Below are 15,131 nucleotides of genomic sequence, written 5' to 3'. Positions count from 1 at the left end.
GGCAATCAGGAATGACGCTGGACGCAGTCGACACGGCCGATCAACTTCTTGGCGAGGGGGACATTCCACCGGTGCATGAAGTGAATGCAGAAGGCGCATCGCCGTTCCTGCTCACCTCGGATCATTACGGACGGGTGCTGCCGCGCGCGCTGGGCGATCTCGGCGTCGCCGAGAGCGAGCTTGTCAGACACATCGCCTGGGACATCGGCATCGCCGGCGTTGCCGAGCGGCTGGCAAAAATGCTCGACGCGCATCTGATCGCGCAGCGCTATTCGCGGCTCGTGATCGACTGCAACCGCTCGCCCGGCGTTGCAAGCTCGATCCCCGTGATCTCCGAAGCCACCAGAGTTCCGCGCAACGAGGGCATCACCGAGAGCGAGCGCGCGGCGCGGCGGCGCGAGATTTTTGAGCCCTATCATCATCGCATCGATGCCGCGATCGACCGCCGCCTGCACGACAGGCGGCCGACCGTGCTGGTGTCGCTGCACAGCTTCACGCCGGTTTATGCCGGCGTCGCGCGGCCCTGGCACATCGGCGCGCTCTACAACCGCGACACCGTGCTGCCGCAGCTCTTGCTGAAACATCTGCGCAGCGAGGGTGACCTCGTCGTCGGCGACAACGAGCCTTATGCGGTCAGCGACCTCAGCGACTACACCATCCCCGTGCATGGCGAAGCCCGCGGCCTCGTCAACACCGGCATCGAGATCCGCCAGGACCTCATCGCCGACCAGGCCGGCCAGCAGCAATGGGCCGAGCGGCTGGGAAGGATCTTTGCAAAGATCGAGGTGGAGTTGCGGGCGGAGCTGTTGGTGTAAGGCAAAGTGCCGCCACGACACGCGGTGCGTTCCTCCCCCCTTGCGGGGAAGGGTTAGGGAGAGGGGTGCCACACGGCGCGCTCTCTCATGAGAGCGAGAATTCTTCTCGACGACGGATACAGTCTTTGCTGGGCTACCCCTCTCCCCTGCCCTCCCCCGCAAGGGGGGAGGGAGCGCAGCGGAGTACGACGAACTGATCGGCCTCTCTCACTTCTAGCCGCCTCGCGTCGCGACGAACACCGCCAGTGCGGCAAAGACGGCGGCGATGCCCCATAGCACGTAGGCGAAGCGGCCGTCGCCGCGGGCGTCCAGCGTGGCCTCGGCCGGGTTGTCGGGATTGACGCGAACCTCGACGGTGGCACCGTCCCGGTAGCGCGCCATCAGCTTCTCCAGCATCTTGCCGGAGGCCGCTGGCGTTTCCGCCGCGACTCGCGCGCATTCATTGGTGTAGCGGACGTTCTGATAGCTGTAGGTGTAGGACACCCGCCGCGCGAACATCTCGAGACCGCGCGCCTCGCCCCGCTCGCTCGCCTCGTGATACTCTTCCATCTCCGACAGCTTGATGGTGCCCGGCACCACCGGCCAGCGCGTCGCCATCGAGGCCTGCCGCTGCACTGCCCACGCCATCAGCGCGATGACCAGGCCGAAAGCGCCGAAGCCGACGACGAGACCCGCAAGATCGGGCCGGCCGATGTGGTGCGCGAAATATTGGTAGCTCTGGTTGAGGCCGAAGGTCGAGCCGAAGATGATGGCGATCACGATCACTGAACCGATGCCAAGGCAGCCCCACAGGCCCTTGGGCAGATCGCGTTCCAGCACCGCCTGATCGGGATGCTTCGGATTGTAATAGACGGTGACAATGCTGCCGGCCGGGTATTTCGCAAGCTTCTCGGCGACCTGGAAATTGCCGAGGTCCTCGCCGATCGAGATGCGGTTGCAGCTCAGCTTGTGCCCGCCGACCGCATATTCATAGGTCACATTCGCAAAATTGCGGCTCTCCGTGCGAAAGCCGTCCTCGCGCTCGTCGTCGGAGACCTTGACCTCGCGCACTTCGGCGACTGAGGTGACCACCTTGCCGGCGACTTGCGGCCAGCTCCGCGCCTCGCGCGCCTGCCAGGTCTTCACGACAGCGGCAATCAGGATCAGCGCGAGCGGCGCAAGCAGCATCGCGTAAACGAGCGGAGGTAAATTCGGCACGGCAATAATCCTTCGTCAGCGGCAATGCTCCCTTGGACGCATTGCCGCCTACGAAGGTTCAACGGGGCTCATTTGGCCCGGGTCAGCGCCAGCCAGATACCGCCGCCTATCATGAAGCCGCCGGAGACGCGCGACATCATCCGGGTGCGGCGAGCCGAGAAGAATTTCCGGGCGCGCCCGGCGGCGATGGCGTAGAGCGCGTCGGTCATCACGGCGGTGACCATGAAGGTGGCGCCCAGCAATGCGACTTGCGGAAAGTGCGGCTGGTTCATGTCCATGAACTGCGGGATGAAGGCGCCGAAGAACACCAGCACCTTCGGGTTCGACAGCAGCACCAGAAAGCCTTGCAGGAAGAAGCCGCCGCGCGGCGGCGCCGGCGGCTCGTCGACATTGACGCCCTCGACCGGCGCCCAGATCAGCCTGACGCCGAGCCAGACCAGATAGGCCGCGCCGGCAAAGCGCACCCAGTCGAACCAGTAGCCCATGGTCGCCATCAGTGAGGTCAGGCCGATCGCGACGATGCCGATCACGATGGCGAGGCCGGCTTGCGCGCCGGCGACATTGGTCAGCGCCGCGCGCGTGCCATGGCGCAGGCCGTTGGCGATGACGAGAGTGACGATCGGCCCCGGCAGCAGCGCCAGCGCAATGCAGGCGGCGACGAAGGCGAGATAGGCTTGCATGGACATCATGGGCGGGACTCGGCTGAGGAGGGTTTGGGGATATTAATGCATGGGATGGAGGGGAACGGAAGTGAGTTGAGCGCAGGGCGCGCGCCCAACCAGCGGTGTCATACCCCGCGAAGGCGGGGTATCCAGTACGCTGCGGCTTCTCCGTACCCCACGACCGCCTCGGAGTACTGGATCACCCGCCTTCGCGGGTGATGACAGCCGAATGGGTCGCGCGACCGTGTCTCCCTCACTTTCCGTCCAGCGCCGCTGTCACCCACGTTCTCATATCCTGCGTCTCCAGGAACGCGAGCGCCGCATGCTGCATCGCGTTGGCATCGCCCTGTCCCTGCGCCGCCGCGACAAAGAGATCGCAGCGACGTGAAACGGCAATGCCGACCGCAACGTGGCTCGCGCCGTCATACAGGACGAGATCATAGCGCCGCGCACGACCGTGCAGCTCGCCGACATGCACCGCCTCACCTGGTGCAGTCGCGGTAAAGCGCGGGCTGACCAGATCGATATCGGTGACGCGGTCGACCTCGTCGTCATCGGCAACGCCGGTGTCGCAATTGCAGAAACCGCGCTTGGCACGGACGTAGAGCTCGGCTCCATTGCATCCGCCCGCGGTGCAGCGGAACGCGCGGCCCGTGGGCCAGCCATCGCGGGAAAACGGCCAGTTGATCTCCCGCCATTGCCCGACGCGTTCCGCCTCATCTGCGCACACGCGCCACGGCGCGCCGAGAGCCAGCATGACCATCAGCATGATCGCCGCGCGTCGCATCGTCAGTTCTTCGGCAGGCCGGCCACGGTGCGCGCAGGTCCCGTCAGCTCGAGAATATGAAGGCCGGTATTGGCGCGGTCGACGATGTAGATGTAGCCGCGCTCATCGGTCTCGACATTGTTGGTCTGGATCGCGATCTTGCAGCGCTCGCCGCCCTCGACGGGAATGCAGCGCTTGTCGGTGGCGGACGTGATCGCCGGGATGAAATAGCCGACCTCCTTCGGATGATAGGGATCGCGGATGTCGAGCGCGCGCACGCCGGCATTGAAGAAGGCGATGAAGGCCATCTTCTTGTAATAGACCGGGGCCATGCTCTCGTTCGACGAATGCGAGCCGAACCGCCCGCCGCGCTGGCAGAACCGCCCGCTCTCCTCCGGCACGGTGTAGCTCGAGATCATCATCGGCCGCGTCTCGGTGGTAACGTCGGCAAACCACACCATCTGCCGCGCCTCGCCGCATTCGTTGAGGATCGCCTCGTCCACGATCATCACGATGTCCCGCGTCTTGCCATCCTTGTCCTCGGCGAACTCGGCGACGGGCATGTCGAGCATCGGAAACGTCGTGTGCGCGCCGTTGAAGGCGGACATCGGCATCCGCGAAATCTCGGGATAGCGCAGATTGTCCGGCGTCGGCTCCTTCGGCCCGTTCAACAGCTTCTCGCGATCGACGATCTGCAGGATGCCGCCCTTGTTGGTGCCGTAGCCGAAATAGACGCGATTGCCGTTCGGCCCGGTCGAGATCGGCCCGTGCAATTCGGTCGGCACTGCGCCGGTCGAACCCGGCTCCTGGCCGGGCAGGCCGAAGTCGCGGATCTTCTGCGGATGCGCGGGATCGCTGAGATCATAGACCTGCGTCATGCGCCGCGTGCGCCAGTCCGGCGCGCCCGAGACGAGGAACGCAATGCCGGTGTCGCATTCCCACCAGCTCTTGTGCGTGTCCTTCAGACCGCCAATGCGCGTGAGGAGCACCGGATTGGCGGGATCGGCGACGTTCCAGATCTCATGCGCTTCGCTGCCGAAGGTGCGCAGCATGTAGACCGCGTTGGGATCGCCTTTCGGCAACGATTTTCCGTCGCAGACCCGCACCATCTGCGCGCCGCCGGATTCATACTTGCCTTCCTGCCCCGGCAGATGCCGCAGATATCTGGGACGCGCGGGATCGGTGACATCGACGATCGAGGTTCCGTTCGGCTCCGCCTGCCCCGTCATCGAATTGACGGGAGCCGGCACGTCGTCGGTGCCGCCGTGATGGCCGATATAGGCGATCCAGCGATCGCCCTGGTGATGGATGGTGGGCTGATAGGCACTGCGCGCCTGGAGGTCGTTGCTGCCGACCAGCTTCATGTTGGAAGCTTCCGGCGGCGCGCCGATGGTTTGCTTTTGCGCGTGGGCAACAGTGCTGCCGGCAAAAAGGACGAGGCAGGCAGCAGTCAGGACGCAACGGAACATCAAAGTCCTCCCGGAACCAATCTGTGTTGGCTGAGCTTCAACGCTAGCACGGCCGATTGTTGGCGACCAAAACACGATTTCTCAAGTTGTCATTCCGGAAACCGCGCAGCGGTTATCCGGAATCTCGAGATTCTCAGGTGCGCAATTGCGCACCATAGTTCGCGCGGAGCCTGTCATCGGGCCGCGCCTTGCGCGGACCCGGTGGCGCGCCCCGGAATGACGCTGCACTTGACATGCAACCATCTGGCTGCCTATCATTGCCACCATGGATGAGGTCTTCAAAGCGCTCGCCGACGCGTCACGACGCTCGCTCTTGGACAGGCTTCACGCCAGAAACGGCCAGACGCTGAACGAACTTTGCGAAGGCCTCGCGATGACGCGGCAGGCCGTTACGAAACACCTTGTCATTCTCGAAGAGGCCAACCTGGTCACGACCATCAGGCATGGCCGCGAGAAGCTGCACTACCTCAATCCGGTGCCGATCCATCAGATCGGCGAACGCTGGATCAAGAAGTTCGAGCGCGGCAAGCTCGGCGCGCTCAGCGAGTTGAAACGCCAGTTGGAGAAGCGCGATGAGTAAGCCCCAATTCGTCTATGTGAGCTACATCGAGACCACGCCGGAAAAGCTGTGGGAGGCGCTGACGTCGAGCGAGTTCACGCGGCAATACTGGTTCGGCGCCGAGGTGAAGTCGGACTGGAAGGTCGGCTCTCCCTTCGCGCTCATGCTCGACGGCGAGGTCACCGATTCCGGTGAAATTCTCGAAGCCGATCCGCCGCGACGCCTGTCCTACAGCTTCAAGCACCACAAATTCGAGGAACTGCGCGGCGAGCCGATCTCGCGCGTCGTCTTCACCATCGAACCTTTCGGCTCGCTCGTGCGTTTGACCGTGCTGCATGACGGCTTCGTCGAAGGCGGTAAATATCTCGGCGCCGTCTCCAATGGCTGGCCGGCGATCCTGTCCCAGCTCAAGAGCCTGCTCGAGACCGGCAAGCTGCTCGGCATCCCACGCGCAGCCCTCAACAAGGGATTCGACGCAAAATGAACCTCGATCAGTTCAAGCCTCTGACTGTCTACACCATCTACATCGCGTCGACGCCGGAGAAAGTCTGGGAGGCGCTGACCTCGGCCGGGTTCAGCAAGCTCTATTTCTTCGGCAACAGCGTGGAGGTCGAGCCGCGCCTTGGCGGCGCGTTCGTCGTGCGCACGCCCGATGGGGCCCTGCACATCAGCGGCGAGGTTCTCGCCTACGACCCGCCGCGAAAGCTCTCGGTCACGTTCAACGTGAACTGGCCCGAGTTGATCGAGAAGCTTGGACCGACGCTCGTCACCTACGAGATCGAACAGGTCGGCGAGGCGGTGCGCTTGACCATGAGCGAAGGCCACGACCGGCCGCTCAGCGACGACATCCTCGCCGGCGGCCGCTCCGGCTGGCCCGCGATTCTCTCCAGCCTCAAGAGCGTGCTCGAGACCGGCAAGCCGCTGGTGGTGAAAATGGGGCCGCCGCAGCGCATGCTCGATGCGCTGAAGGCAATGGGGATCAAGACGCCGTAGGCGTTACAGATCAAGCTGTCGTCCCGGGGCGCGCGAAGCGCGAGCCCGGGACCCATAGCCACAGGAAGAGGTTTGGCGAAGACTCGCGGTTATCGGCTCGCCCGACACGTCTCCCTGGGGTTATGGGCCCCCGCCTTCGCGGGGGCGACGACCTTGATGGGCACCAACGCCATCACACGACACCATCAAAATCGTAGGGTGGGCAAAGGCGCCCTTGCGCCGTGCCCACGACTGACCGGCGGGCACGCTTCGCTTTGCCCACGCTACGGCACTGAGTGGCCCCGGCGAAGGCCGGGATGACTACGACACCGGCACCACCAGCCGCCGATACAGATGCCAGGTCGCATGCCCGAGCACCGGCAACGTCACCACCAGTCCGAGAAAATACGGCAGCGCTGACACGATCAGCAGCATCACGATCACGGCGGCCCACCCGATCATCGGCAGCGGGCTCGTCACCACCGCGCGCACGCTCGTCACCATCGCCGTGACGAAATCGACCTCGCGGTCGAGCAGCAGCGGAAACGACACCACGGTCAGCGAAAACAGAATCAGCGACAGCGCGGCGCCGACCGCATTGCCGATCGCGAGGAACAGCAGGCCCTCGTTCGTCGTCAGCACCACCGTCATGAATTCCTGAAGGCTGGAGAACGAGGCATGCAGGCCGAGCAGCAGCGCGATCAGGAGCCGCACCTGGTACATCCAGATCACGAACACGAACAGCGTGACGAAGGCCATCCAGCCGATCTCGCTGCGCGAGCGTATCGTCGACCAGATCGCGCCGAACGAGACCGGCTCGCCGCGCTCGCGGCGGCGGCTGACCTCGTAAAGGCCGATCGCCACGAAAGGCCCGATCAGCGCGAAGCCGGCGGCAAGGGGATAGACCAGATAGACCATGCCGAAGGCGGTGAGGCAGAGCATGATGACGATACCGCCTACGGCGTAGAGCGCGCCAAAGACAAGGCCGTAGAGCGGCAGCGCCTGGAAATCGCGCAGGCCCTCGACCAGCGCCTCCGCGATGTCGGTCGCCGCGACGGCACGCACCACCGGATCGACCTTGCCCGAGATGGACATCGGCTTCCTCCCTCGTCTGCCGGCGCGATCTTTCGTCGCGCGCGGATGACAATATTAGCGCTGCCGCGCCCACATGCAACGATGGCGGATGACGCGAAGATTGCAATGATGATACAATACGCGCAAAGCGAGATGCTTGTCTCTTCCGTGCGATTTTCGAGCCCATCCCTATGGACTGAGCAGACGATCGTGCCGCAAATTGTACCTCCGAACAAACACGCGCGAAGAGCGGATCCGCCCCACCGATGAGCCTGCGTACCCGGTTACTGATCCTCGTCATCGCGGCCATGCTCGTGCCGGCAATCCTCGTCGGCTTGCGTTTCGTGCAGAACCGGACGGGCGAGATCAACGCGGCCCTGGCCAATCTCGCGGCATCCGCCGAGGACATCGCCAGCGACCTGGACGAGAAGATCCAGGGCACCGCCCAGCTCCACTATGGCCTCGCCCGCGCCCGCGACGTTGACACGCGCGACAAGGCGGCATGCTCGGCGTTCCTGTCCGATGTGCGCGAGGAATACCCGCAGTTCACCGGAATCCTGACTATCGATCCCGACGGCAGCCTGTTCTGCGATTCGCTGCGGACGAACCGCACGCTCGATCTGAATGACCGCGCCTATTTCAAGCAGGCGAAGGTCTCGCAAGGCGTCGTCGCGGTGGAGCCGGTGTTCGGCCGCCTCACCGGACTATCGGTGCTCCAGATCGCCTATCCCGTGCGCTCGGACGCTGGCGCGCTGAAATTCGTCCTGCTCGCTTCGTTCAATTTGAACAAATTCGCGGAATTTCACGACAAGCGTCTGCTCGCCGAGAAGGAGATCCTGCTCGTCGACAGCAAGGGCACGGTGCTGGTCGCGCCCAGATTAGGTGGCTGGCGCGAGCCCGTCGGCGCGTCGATCGCGGGCTCGGACCTGTTCCGCTTCGCGGCCTCGTCCGACGGCGAGGCCTCGCGCGAGTTGACCGATCGCGAAGGCCGCGCGCAGGTCTGGGCCGTCGCCCGCTCACCGTCGATGCGCAAGGCCGGCCTCTATATCATCGTTGGACGCTCCAAGGACGGGCTGGTCGCGGCGGCGAACCGCCGGCTCTACGAGGATATGGCGATTCTCGCGGTGGCCTCGCTGCTGCTGCTCGCCGGCGTCTGGATCCTCGCGACCGTCAGCGTCGGGCGCCAGGTCGGGCGGCTTGCCGCGATGGCGAAACGGCTCGGGCTCGGCGATCTCAGCGCACGCATTCCGCCGCCTTATCCGGGGGGCGAGCTCGGCGGACTGATGATGCTCCTCAACAGCACCGCCGAGTCGCTCGAGCAGCAACGTGCCGCCATCGCCGACCTCAGCCACAAGCTCAGCCAGTCCCAGAAGATGGAAGCCATGGGCCAGCTCACCGGCGGCGTGGCGCACGATTTCAACAACCTGCTGACCGTCATTCTCGGCAACTCCGAGCATCTCGCCGACAGGCTGGCGGGCAACAAGGAACTGCAAGGGATCGCCGACGACATCGCGACCGCCGCCGAGCGCGGCTCCGACCTGACACGCAGCCTGCTCGCCTTCGCGCGCAAGCAGCCCTTGAGGCCGCGCGAGATCGACATTGCCGAAAGAGTCCTCGGCATGGAGCAGTTGCTGCGTCGGACGCTGGGCGAGCACATCGAGTGCAGCTTCGCGTTCGGACCGGGTTTATGGTTGACCAGCGTCGATCCCGGTCAGCTGGCAACCGCCCTGCTCAACCTCGTGCTCAACGCGCGCGACGCCATGCCTGACGGCGGCAAGCTGACGGTCGAGGTGCGCAACAACTCGCTCAGCGAATCCGATCTCGACGTCAACGGCGAGCCGCGGCCGGGCGACTATGTCATGGTGGCCGTGACCGATACCGGCTGCGGCATGGAGGCGGACACCGCGAGCCGCGCGTTCGAGCCGTTCTTCACGACCAAGGAGGTCGGCAAGGGGACCGGCCTCGGCCTCAGCATGGTCTACGGATTTGCGCAGCAATCCGGCGGACTCGTGCAATTGCAGTCCGAGCCGGGACAGGGCAGCGTCGTCAGGCTGTTCTTCCCCCGTATTGCGACGGCGCCGAGCGAGGAGTCGTTACCAGCGGAGCCGATCGTTGCCCCCGACGGACACGAGACCATTCTCGTCGTCGAGGACGACGAGATGGTGCGAGCCTATGTCGAGAGCGAGCTGAGAACCCTCGGCTACCGCGTCATTGCAACGTCGAACGGGCCTGCGGCACTGGAGGTGCTGCGCCAGCCCGGGGACATCCATCTGCTGTTCACCGACGTCGTGATGCCCGGCGGCATGTTCGGGCCGGAGCTTGCGAGGCAAGCAAACCAATTGCGGCCCGGGCTCAAGGTGCTCTTCACGTCCGGCTACAGCCAAAATCCGGTGAAGACGCCGGATGGGGTCGACGCCCGCATCCTGACAAAGCCATTCCGGCGGCAGGACCTCGCCGCGACGCTGCGGTCGGCCCTGTCGGCGCCGTCGCGCTAAAGCGCGATGAGATCGGGATGAATCGTCATCGCGCTTTGGGTCAATGTTTGAGCATGATCTTTCCGGAAAACCGCTGCGCACTTTTCCGAAAAGATCATGCTCAAGTCAGCGAGATACGAGCAGCAGCGCCACGCCGAGATTGGCCGCGAACAGCGCCGCGTCGATGACGAAGATCCTGAGCATCGGGCCTTTGAGCACCGGCCAGTATGCCACCCCGACGCGCCCTCCGCGCATCAGGACCGGAAGATTGTAGGCGAACTGGCTGAAGTGGCAGGCGGCGAAGAACAGGAACAGCGCGAGCTGCGCCTCGACCGGCTGGAAGAACGAGGGGCGAGCGGCCAGAAGATACAGCGACAACAACCCGATCGGCAGATTCATCCCGCCGAGGAACGCAACGCTGGCCGCAAGCGTCGGCGCGATCGGATTGCTACGCTCTTCTCGCGGCAGCAAGATCTTCAGCGTGTTGTGCTGGGCGATGCTGAACTGAACGAAGGCGCCGCCGAACCAGAGCGCGTTGAGCGGCAGGACGAAATCCGAAAGGTGCATGGTCATTTTCCGTAAAAAGCTTCGCTGCGCACCACACGGCCCGCATCGTCGAAATCCATGAACTCGCTGGCGCGAGTGTCGCCGAGCTGCCACCACACGATCAGGCGCGCGATGACCTCGTCCCAGCTCCAGCTCAGGATCTTCAGGTCGGCGCTTTCGATGTGGCCATAGGCCTGGCGCCAATAGGCACGGATGTTCTCGGCGCCCGTGACGACGGGAGAACCGGTCAGCGACAGCGCCAGAGGGCTGCGCATCTGTGCGTCATCGGCAAAATGCGCGACGACCGCGTCGATGTCGACTTTGCACCAGTTCGCGCACCAAGCCGCGACGAAGCGCTCGGCGGCCGCGCGATCCATTTTCTTTGCGCCCATGAGGCAGCCCTCCCCGGCTCGTTGCCGGGAAGGTGGCAAAGCGCGCGCCTCATGTCAACTATGTTGACTTCAGGATTCGTCAGTTGTTGTCGGCGATCGATCCCATCACGGCCATCCATGCCGCCGCCCCCGGCGCCCCGACCCGGTCGAACGCCTCGCGCAGGACCTTGCGCTCATGGTCCGAGGCCTTCTGCTCGATGCGCTGGCCCGCGGCGGTCAGGCGCAGCAGTTTTGAGCGATGCTGCTCCGGCGACCGCTTCGACGTCACCAGCTTGCGCTCCAGCAGCAGATTGAGCGGCCGGTTCAGGGCCTGCTTGGAAATGCCGAGGATTTCGATCAGCGCGCCGATCGCGATGTCGGGCCGGCGCGCCACCACGTAGAGGATACGATGATGCGGACGCGACAGGCCCTGCTTCGCAAGATATTCGTCGGCCTCCAGCGTCATGCCGCGCCAGCCGTAATACATCAGCTCCAGCGCCGCATCGAGATCGTGCAGCTTGTCGAGCGAGGCGCGGTGAAGCCCCGCGGCTTGAGAGGCCTTTGCCATTGTCGGAAGCTATCCCCTCGCCCGCAGCTCGCGCCGCAGCACCTTGCCCGTCGCCGTCATCGGCAACGTCTCGGCGAACTCCACGAAACGCGGATATTCATGGGCGGCAAGCTGCACCTTGACGAAGTCCTGGATCTCGCGCGCGAGCGCATCGCTGCCGGTAAAGCCCGGACGCAGCACGATCCACGCCTTGATGGACTCGGTGCGGATCGGATCGGGAATGCCGACCACCGCGGCCATCGCGACCGACGGATGCTTCATCAAGGTGTGCTCGATCTCGGACGGGCCGACGCGATAGCCGGCGGTGGTGATGACGTCATCCTCGCGGCTGACATACCAGAAATAGCCGTCCTCATCCTGCACGCCGAGATCGCCGGTCAAGAGAAATCCACCAGCATATTTCTTCGCCGTCGCCTCCGGATTGCGCCAGTATTCAAGCATCGTGCATGGGCACGGCTGGCGCACGCCGATGATGCCGCGCTGGCCGCGCGGCTGTTCCTCGCCCTTGTCGTCGACGATGCGGACGTCGAAGCCTGGAGTGGCCTTGCCCATCGCGCCCGGGCGGATCGGAAACAGGTTCGAGTTGCTGCCGATCACGAGATTGCACTCGGTCTGGCCGAACACTTCGTGCGCGTCGATGCCGAAGGTCTCGCGCACCCAGCCGAGCAGCTCGCCGCCGAGCGATTCACCGCCGGTGAAGATGCTGCGCAGCTTGACGCCGGGATGCTTCACGCCCGCCTGCCGCATCAGCTTGAGCGCTGTCGGCGGCAGGAAGACGTTGCGGACGGAAAGATCGGCCATCATCTGCATCGCCGCCTGCGGCTCGAACTTTCGCGCTCGGTGTCCCACCAGCGGAATGCCGTGATACCAGAATGCGAACAGGCCGTTGATGAGGCCGCCGATCCAGGCCCAGTCCGCCGGCGTCCACATCAGATCGCCGGGCCTCGGCAGGAAGTTGTGGCACATCTCGACATTGGGCAGATGGCCGAGCACGACGCGATGCGCATGCAGCGCGCCCTTCGGGTTGCCCGTGGTGCCTGAGGTGTAGATGATCAGCGCGGGATCGTCGGCGGAAGTATCGACGGTCGCAAAGTCCTCGGACGCGGTTTCGATCGCCGACCAGAACGGTTTTGCGCCGGCATGAACCGCGCCGCTCGTGACATAGATGTCCTGCAAATACGGCAACCGATCGCGGATCTTCGTCAGCTTCTCCCAGCCCGCCTCGTCGGTGACGATGGCTCTTGCTTGCGAATTCGACAGGCGGAACTCCAGCGCGTCCTCGCCGAACAGAGCAAACAGCGGGATCGAGATCAGGCCAGCGCGGAATGCCGCCAGATGCGCGATCGGCAATTCCAGCGATTGCGACAGGAACACCGCGACGCGGTCGCCGCGCACAAGTCCGTCGGCCTTCAGCACATTGGCGAAGCGCCGCGACATGTCCGCGATCTCGTCGAACGAGGTGCGCGTGGTCGCGCCGTTCTCGTCGACATAGACCAGCGCGAGGCGTCCGGTGCCATCGGCATGGCGGTCGCAGCACGCCTCCGCCATGTTGAAGCGGGCCGGGATGTCCCAGCGGAAGTTGCGATAGAGCTCGTCGTAGGTTGCGGCTTCGGTCAGCATGGGCTTGGTCGTCTTCCCGGAGTCTCGGCGTCATGGCCGGGCTCGTCCCGGCCATCCACGTTCTTCTTGCTTGAACAGCCACTTTAAGCGCGTGGATGCCCGGGACAAGCCCGGGCATGACGATGGGGAGGCATCTTGTTTCTCAGGCGTCATTCCGGGGCGACGCGCCAGCGTCGAGCCCGGAATCCATTGCGCAGCGTTTGCTGCGGCCCGATGGATTCCGGGTTCGCGCTGCGGGCGCCCCGGAATGACAGTGGGGCCTCACCGCACCGTCCGAAAAAACGTCCTGACATCGCGCACGAACAGCTCCGGCTGCTCGAAGGCGCCGAAATGACCGCCCTTCTCCATCTCGCTCCAATGCGTGATGTTGTGGAAGTTCGGCTCCATCCAGCGCCGCACCGGCGTGATGATCTCCTTCGGGAACACTGCGACGCCGGTCGGCACCTTGACCACCGGCGTGGTGCGGCGCTTGCCGAAGCTTTCCCAATAAAGCCGCGCCGACGATGTCGCCGTCTCGGTCGCCCAATAGAGCATGACGTTGTCGAGCAGCTCGTCCCTGCTGAAGATGTTCTCGGGATGGCCGTCGCAATCGGTCCAGGCCCAGAACTTTTCGAGGATCCAGGCTGCCTGCCCGCTCGGCGAATCCGTCAGGCCATAGCCGAGCGTCTGCGGTCGCGTCGATTGCTGCCTGGAATAGCCGGAGTCGAGATCGACATAGTGCTTGAGGCCGGCGAGCGCGCGCTTCTCCTCCGCCGTCGGCTCGCCCTCGACTTTCGGCGCAGCGTTGAAGGCGAGCGTGATGTGGATGCCGGCGCAGTGCTCGGCGTCCTGCGCGCCGAGCGAGGTCGTCACCGCCGAGCCCCAGTCGCCGCCTTGCGCGCCGTAACTGTTATAGCCGAGCCGGTCCATCAGCTTGGCCCAGGTCGCGGCGATGCGGTCGACACCCCAGCCGGTGCTCTTCGGCTTGGCCGAGAAGCCGAAGCCCGGCAGCGACGGGCAGACCACGTGAAACGCATCGGCGGGATTGCCGCCATGCGCGGCGGGATCGGTGAGCGGCGCGATCACCTTCTGGAATTCCACGATCGAGCCCGGCCAGCCATGGGTGATGATCAGCGGCAGCGCGGACGGTTCTTTCGAGCGGGCATGGATGAAGTGGATGTCGAGCCCGTCGATCTCGGTGGTGAACTGATCGAAGCGATTGAGCTTCGCTTCGCGCGCGCGCCAGTCGTAGCCGCTCGCCCAATAGCCGCAGATCTCCTTGATCCATTGCAGCGGCGCGCCCTGGCTCCAATCGTCCACCAGCTCCGCCTCCGGCCAGCGCGTGCGGTCGAGGCGCGATTTGAGGTCGGCGAGGATGTCGTCGCTGATGGCGATGTAGAACGGCTTGATCGCGCCGGTCATCGGTTTTGCTCTCCCTTTCTTGTCATTCCGGGGCGCGCGTAGCGCGAGCCCGGAATCCATTAAGCAACGGACTGAGCAGCACGATGGATTCCGGGCTCGACGCTTCGCGTCGCCCCGGAATGACGGCTAGCCCGTCAGAGCGGCCTTCACCAATCCGGACGCCTTACCGAAATCCATCTGGCCGGCATACTTCGTGCGCAACACCGCGATCACCTTGCCCATGTCTTTCATGCCGGCAGCGCCGGTTTCGCCGATGGCGTCCGCGATCGCCTTCTTGACCTCGTCGTCCGACATCTGCTTCGGCAGATAGGCCGAGATCACCGCGATCTCTTCACGCTCCTGCGCGGCGAGCTCGGCGCGGCCGCCCTTGTCGTAGAGCTCGACCGATTCCTGGCGCTGCTTGATCATCTTCTGGAGCACTGCGAGCAGGTCGGCGTCGGTCAGCGGCGGCTTGCCCTGCCCGCGCGCGTCGATGTCTGCGTTCTTGATGGTCGAGTTGACCATGCGCAGCGTGGACAGCTTGCGCTCGTCCTTGGCCTTCATGGCCTCCTTGACCGCATTGTTGATGTCGTCGCGCAGCATGGCCGGGATCCTCTCAATCTGTCGCGCCTGATCTAAGCCGTTCGCGGCCAAGAGG

General features: G+C 64.6%; 16 protein-coding genes. 5 read left to right on the top strand and 11 right to left on the bottom strand.

The window, feature by feature from the left end; translation table 11 throughout:
* Nucleotides 1–11 precede the first annotated feature (11 nt).
* Complete coding sequence (locus tag AAFG16_RS06595) at nt 12–815, top strand: N-formylglutamate amidohydrolase (protein WP_342738165.1); 804 nt, start codon at nt 12–14, stop codon at nt 813–815.
* Nucleotides 816–1,028: 213 nt separating this feature from the next.
* Here the strand turns inward: AAFG16_RS06595 and AAFG16_RS06590 are convergent, their stop codons facing one another.
* From AAFG16_RS06590 to AAFG16_RS06575, 4 genes are all read right to left on the bottom strand, one after another.
* A complete protein-coding gene (locus AAFG16_RS06590) occupies nt 1,029–2,012 on the bottom strand; it encodes a DUF3592 domain-containing protein (RefSeq protein WP_342738163.1) in 984 nt (327 codons plus the stop codon).
* A 68-nt stretch (nt 2,013–2,080) separates the two neighbouring features.
* Complete coding sequence (locus tag AAFG16_RS06585) at nt 2,081–2,701, bottom strand: LysE family translocator (protein WP_283084068.1); 621 nt, start codon at nt 2,699–2,701, stop codon at nt 2,081–2,083.
* Between the two features lie 226 nt (nt 2,702–2,927).
* The gene (locus AAFG16_RS06580) at nt 2,928–3,461 is read right to left on the bottom strand and encodes a hypothetical protein (RefSeq protein ID WP_342738161.1); all 534 of its coding nucleotides are present in this window, start codon (nt 3,459–3,461) and stop codon (nt 2,928–2,930) included.
* Between the two features lie 2 nt (nt 3,462–3,463).
* Nucleotides 3,464–4,909, bottom strand: a complete 1,446-nt coding sequence (locus tag AAFG16_RS06575) for a hypothetical protein (RefSeq protein ID WP_342738159.1) — start codon at nt 4,907–4,909, stop codon at nt 3,464–3,466.
* Between the two features lie 265 nt (nt 4,910–5,174).
* Here AAFG16_RS06575 and AAFG16_RS06570 point away from each other — a divergent pair, with 265 nt between their 5' ends.
* Genes AAFG16_RS06570 through AAFG16_RS06560 form a run of 3 tightly spaced genes read left to right on the top strand, consistent with a single transcriptional unit; the run spans nt 5,175 to nt 6,461 of the window.
* Complete coding sequence (locus AAFG16_RS06570; protein ID WP_342738157.1) at nt 5,175–5,489, top strand: helix-turn-helix domain-containing protein; 315 nt, start codon at nt 5,175–5,177, stop codon at nt 5,487–5,489.
* Complete coding sequence (locus tag AAFG16_RS06565; RefSeq protein ID WP_283084065.1) at nt 5,482–5,952, top strand: SRPBCC family protein; 471 nt, start codon at nt 5,482–5,484, stop codon at nt 5,950–5,952. The genes AAFG16_RS06570 and AAFG16_RS06565 overlap by 8 nt, the downstream gene beginning before the upstream one ends.
* Nucleotides 5,949–6,461, top strand: a complete 513-nt coding sequence (locus tag AAFG16_RS06560; protein ID WP_342738154.1) for an SRPBCC family protein — start codon at nt 5,949–5,951, stop codon at nt 6,459–6,461. The genes AAFG16_RS06565 and AAFG16_RS06560 overlap by 4 nt, the downstream gene beginning before the upstream one ends.
* A 300-nt stretch (nt 6,462–6,761) precedes the next feature.
* Here the strand turns inward: AAFG16_RS06560 and AAFG16_RS06555 are convergent, their stop codons facing one another.
* On the bottom strand, nt 6,762–7,535 hold the full coding sequence (locus tag AAFG16_RS06555) for a DUF2189 domain-containing protein (protein ID WP_283084063.1): 774 nt from the start codon (nt 7,533–7,535) through the stop codon (nt 6,762–6,764).
* Between the two features lie 245 nt (nt 7,536–7,780).
* Between AAFG16_RS06555 and AAFG16_RS06550 the strand changes: the two genes are divergently transcribed.
* Nucleotides 7,781–10,009, top strand: a complete 2,229-nt coding sequence (locus AAFG16_RS06550) for an ATP-binding protein (protein ID WP_342738152.1) — start codon at nt 7,781–7,783, stop codon at nt 10,007–10,009.
* Between the two features lie 105 nt (nt 10,010–10,114).
* Here AAFG16_RS06550 and AAFG16_RS06545 read toward each other — a convergent pair whose 3' ends face one another.
* The 6 genes from AAFG16_RS06545 to AAFG16_RS06520 all read right to left on the bottom strand — a co-directional run bounded on the left by AAFG16_RS06545 (nt 10,115) and on the right by AAFG16_RS06520 (nt 15,076).
* Nucleotides 10,115–10,555 carry a hypothetical protein gene (locus AAFG16_RS06545; RefSeq protein ID WP_342738150.1) on the bottom strand — a complete coding sequence of 147 codons (441 nt, stop codon included), beginning with the start codon at nt 10,553–10,555 and terminating at the stop codon, nt 10,115–10,117.
* Nucleotides 10,556–10,557: 2 nt separating this feature from the next.
* On the bottom strand, nt 10,558–10,926 hold the full coding sequence (locus AAFG16_RS06540; protein WP_283084060.1) for a nuclear transport factor 2 family protein: 369 nt from the start codon (nt 10,924–10,926) through the stop codon (nt 10,558–10,560).
* Between the two features lie 79 nt (nt 10,927–11,005).
* Nucleotides 11,006–11,473 carry a MarR family transcriptional regulator gene (locus tag AAFG16_RS06535; protein WP_283084059.1) on the bottom strand — a complete coding sequence of 156 codons (468 nt, stop codon included), beginning with the start codon at nt 11,471–11,473 and terminating at the stop codon, nt 11,006–11,008.
* Nucleotides 11,474–11,482: 9 nt separating this feature from the next.
* Nucleotides 11,483–13,093, bottom strand: a complete 1,611-nt coding sequence (locus AAFG16_RS06530) for an acyl-CoA synthetase (protein ID WP_342738148.1) — start codon at nt 13,091–13,093, stop codon at nt 11,483–11,485.
* A 261-nt stretch (nt 13,094–13,354) separates the two neighbouring features.
* Nucleotides 13,355–14,494 carry an epoxide hydrolase family protein gene (locus AAFG16_RS06525; protein WP_342738146.1) on the bottom strand — a complete coding sequence of 380 codons (1,140 nt, stop codon included), beginning with the start codon at nt 14,492–14,494 and terminating at the stop codon, nt 13,355–13,357.
* Between the two features lie 126 nt (nt 14,495–14,620).
* Complete coding sequence (locus AAFG16_RS06520; RefSeq protein WP_342738144.1) at nt 14,621–15,076, bottom strand: GatB/YqeY domain-containing protein; 456 nt, start codon at nt 15,074–15,076, stop codon at nt 14,621–14,623.
* Between the last annotated feature and the right edge of the window lie 55 nt (nt 15,077–15,131).

Origin of the sequence: Bradyrhizobium sp. B117 (assembly GCF_038969555.1) — a bacterium.
Classification (GTDB): domain Bacteria; phylum Pseudomonadota; class Alphaproteobacteria; order Rhizobiales; family Xanthobacteraceae; genus Bradyrhizobium.
This window is presented reverse-complemented; position numbering and strand designations above follow the sequence as displayed.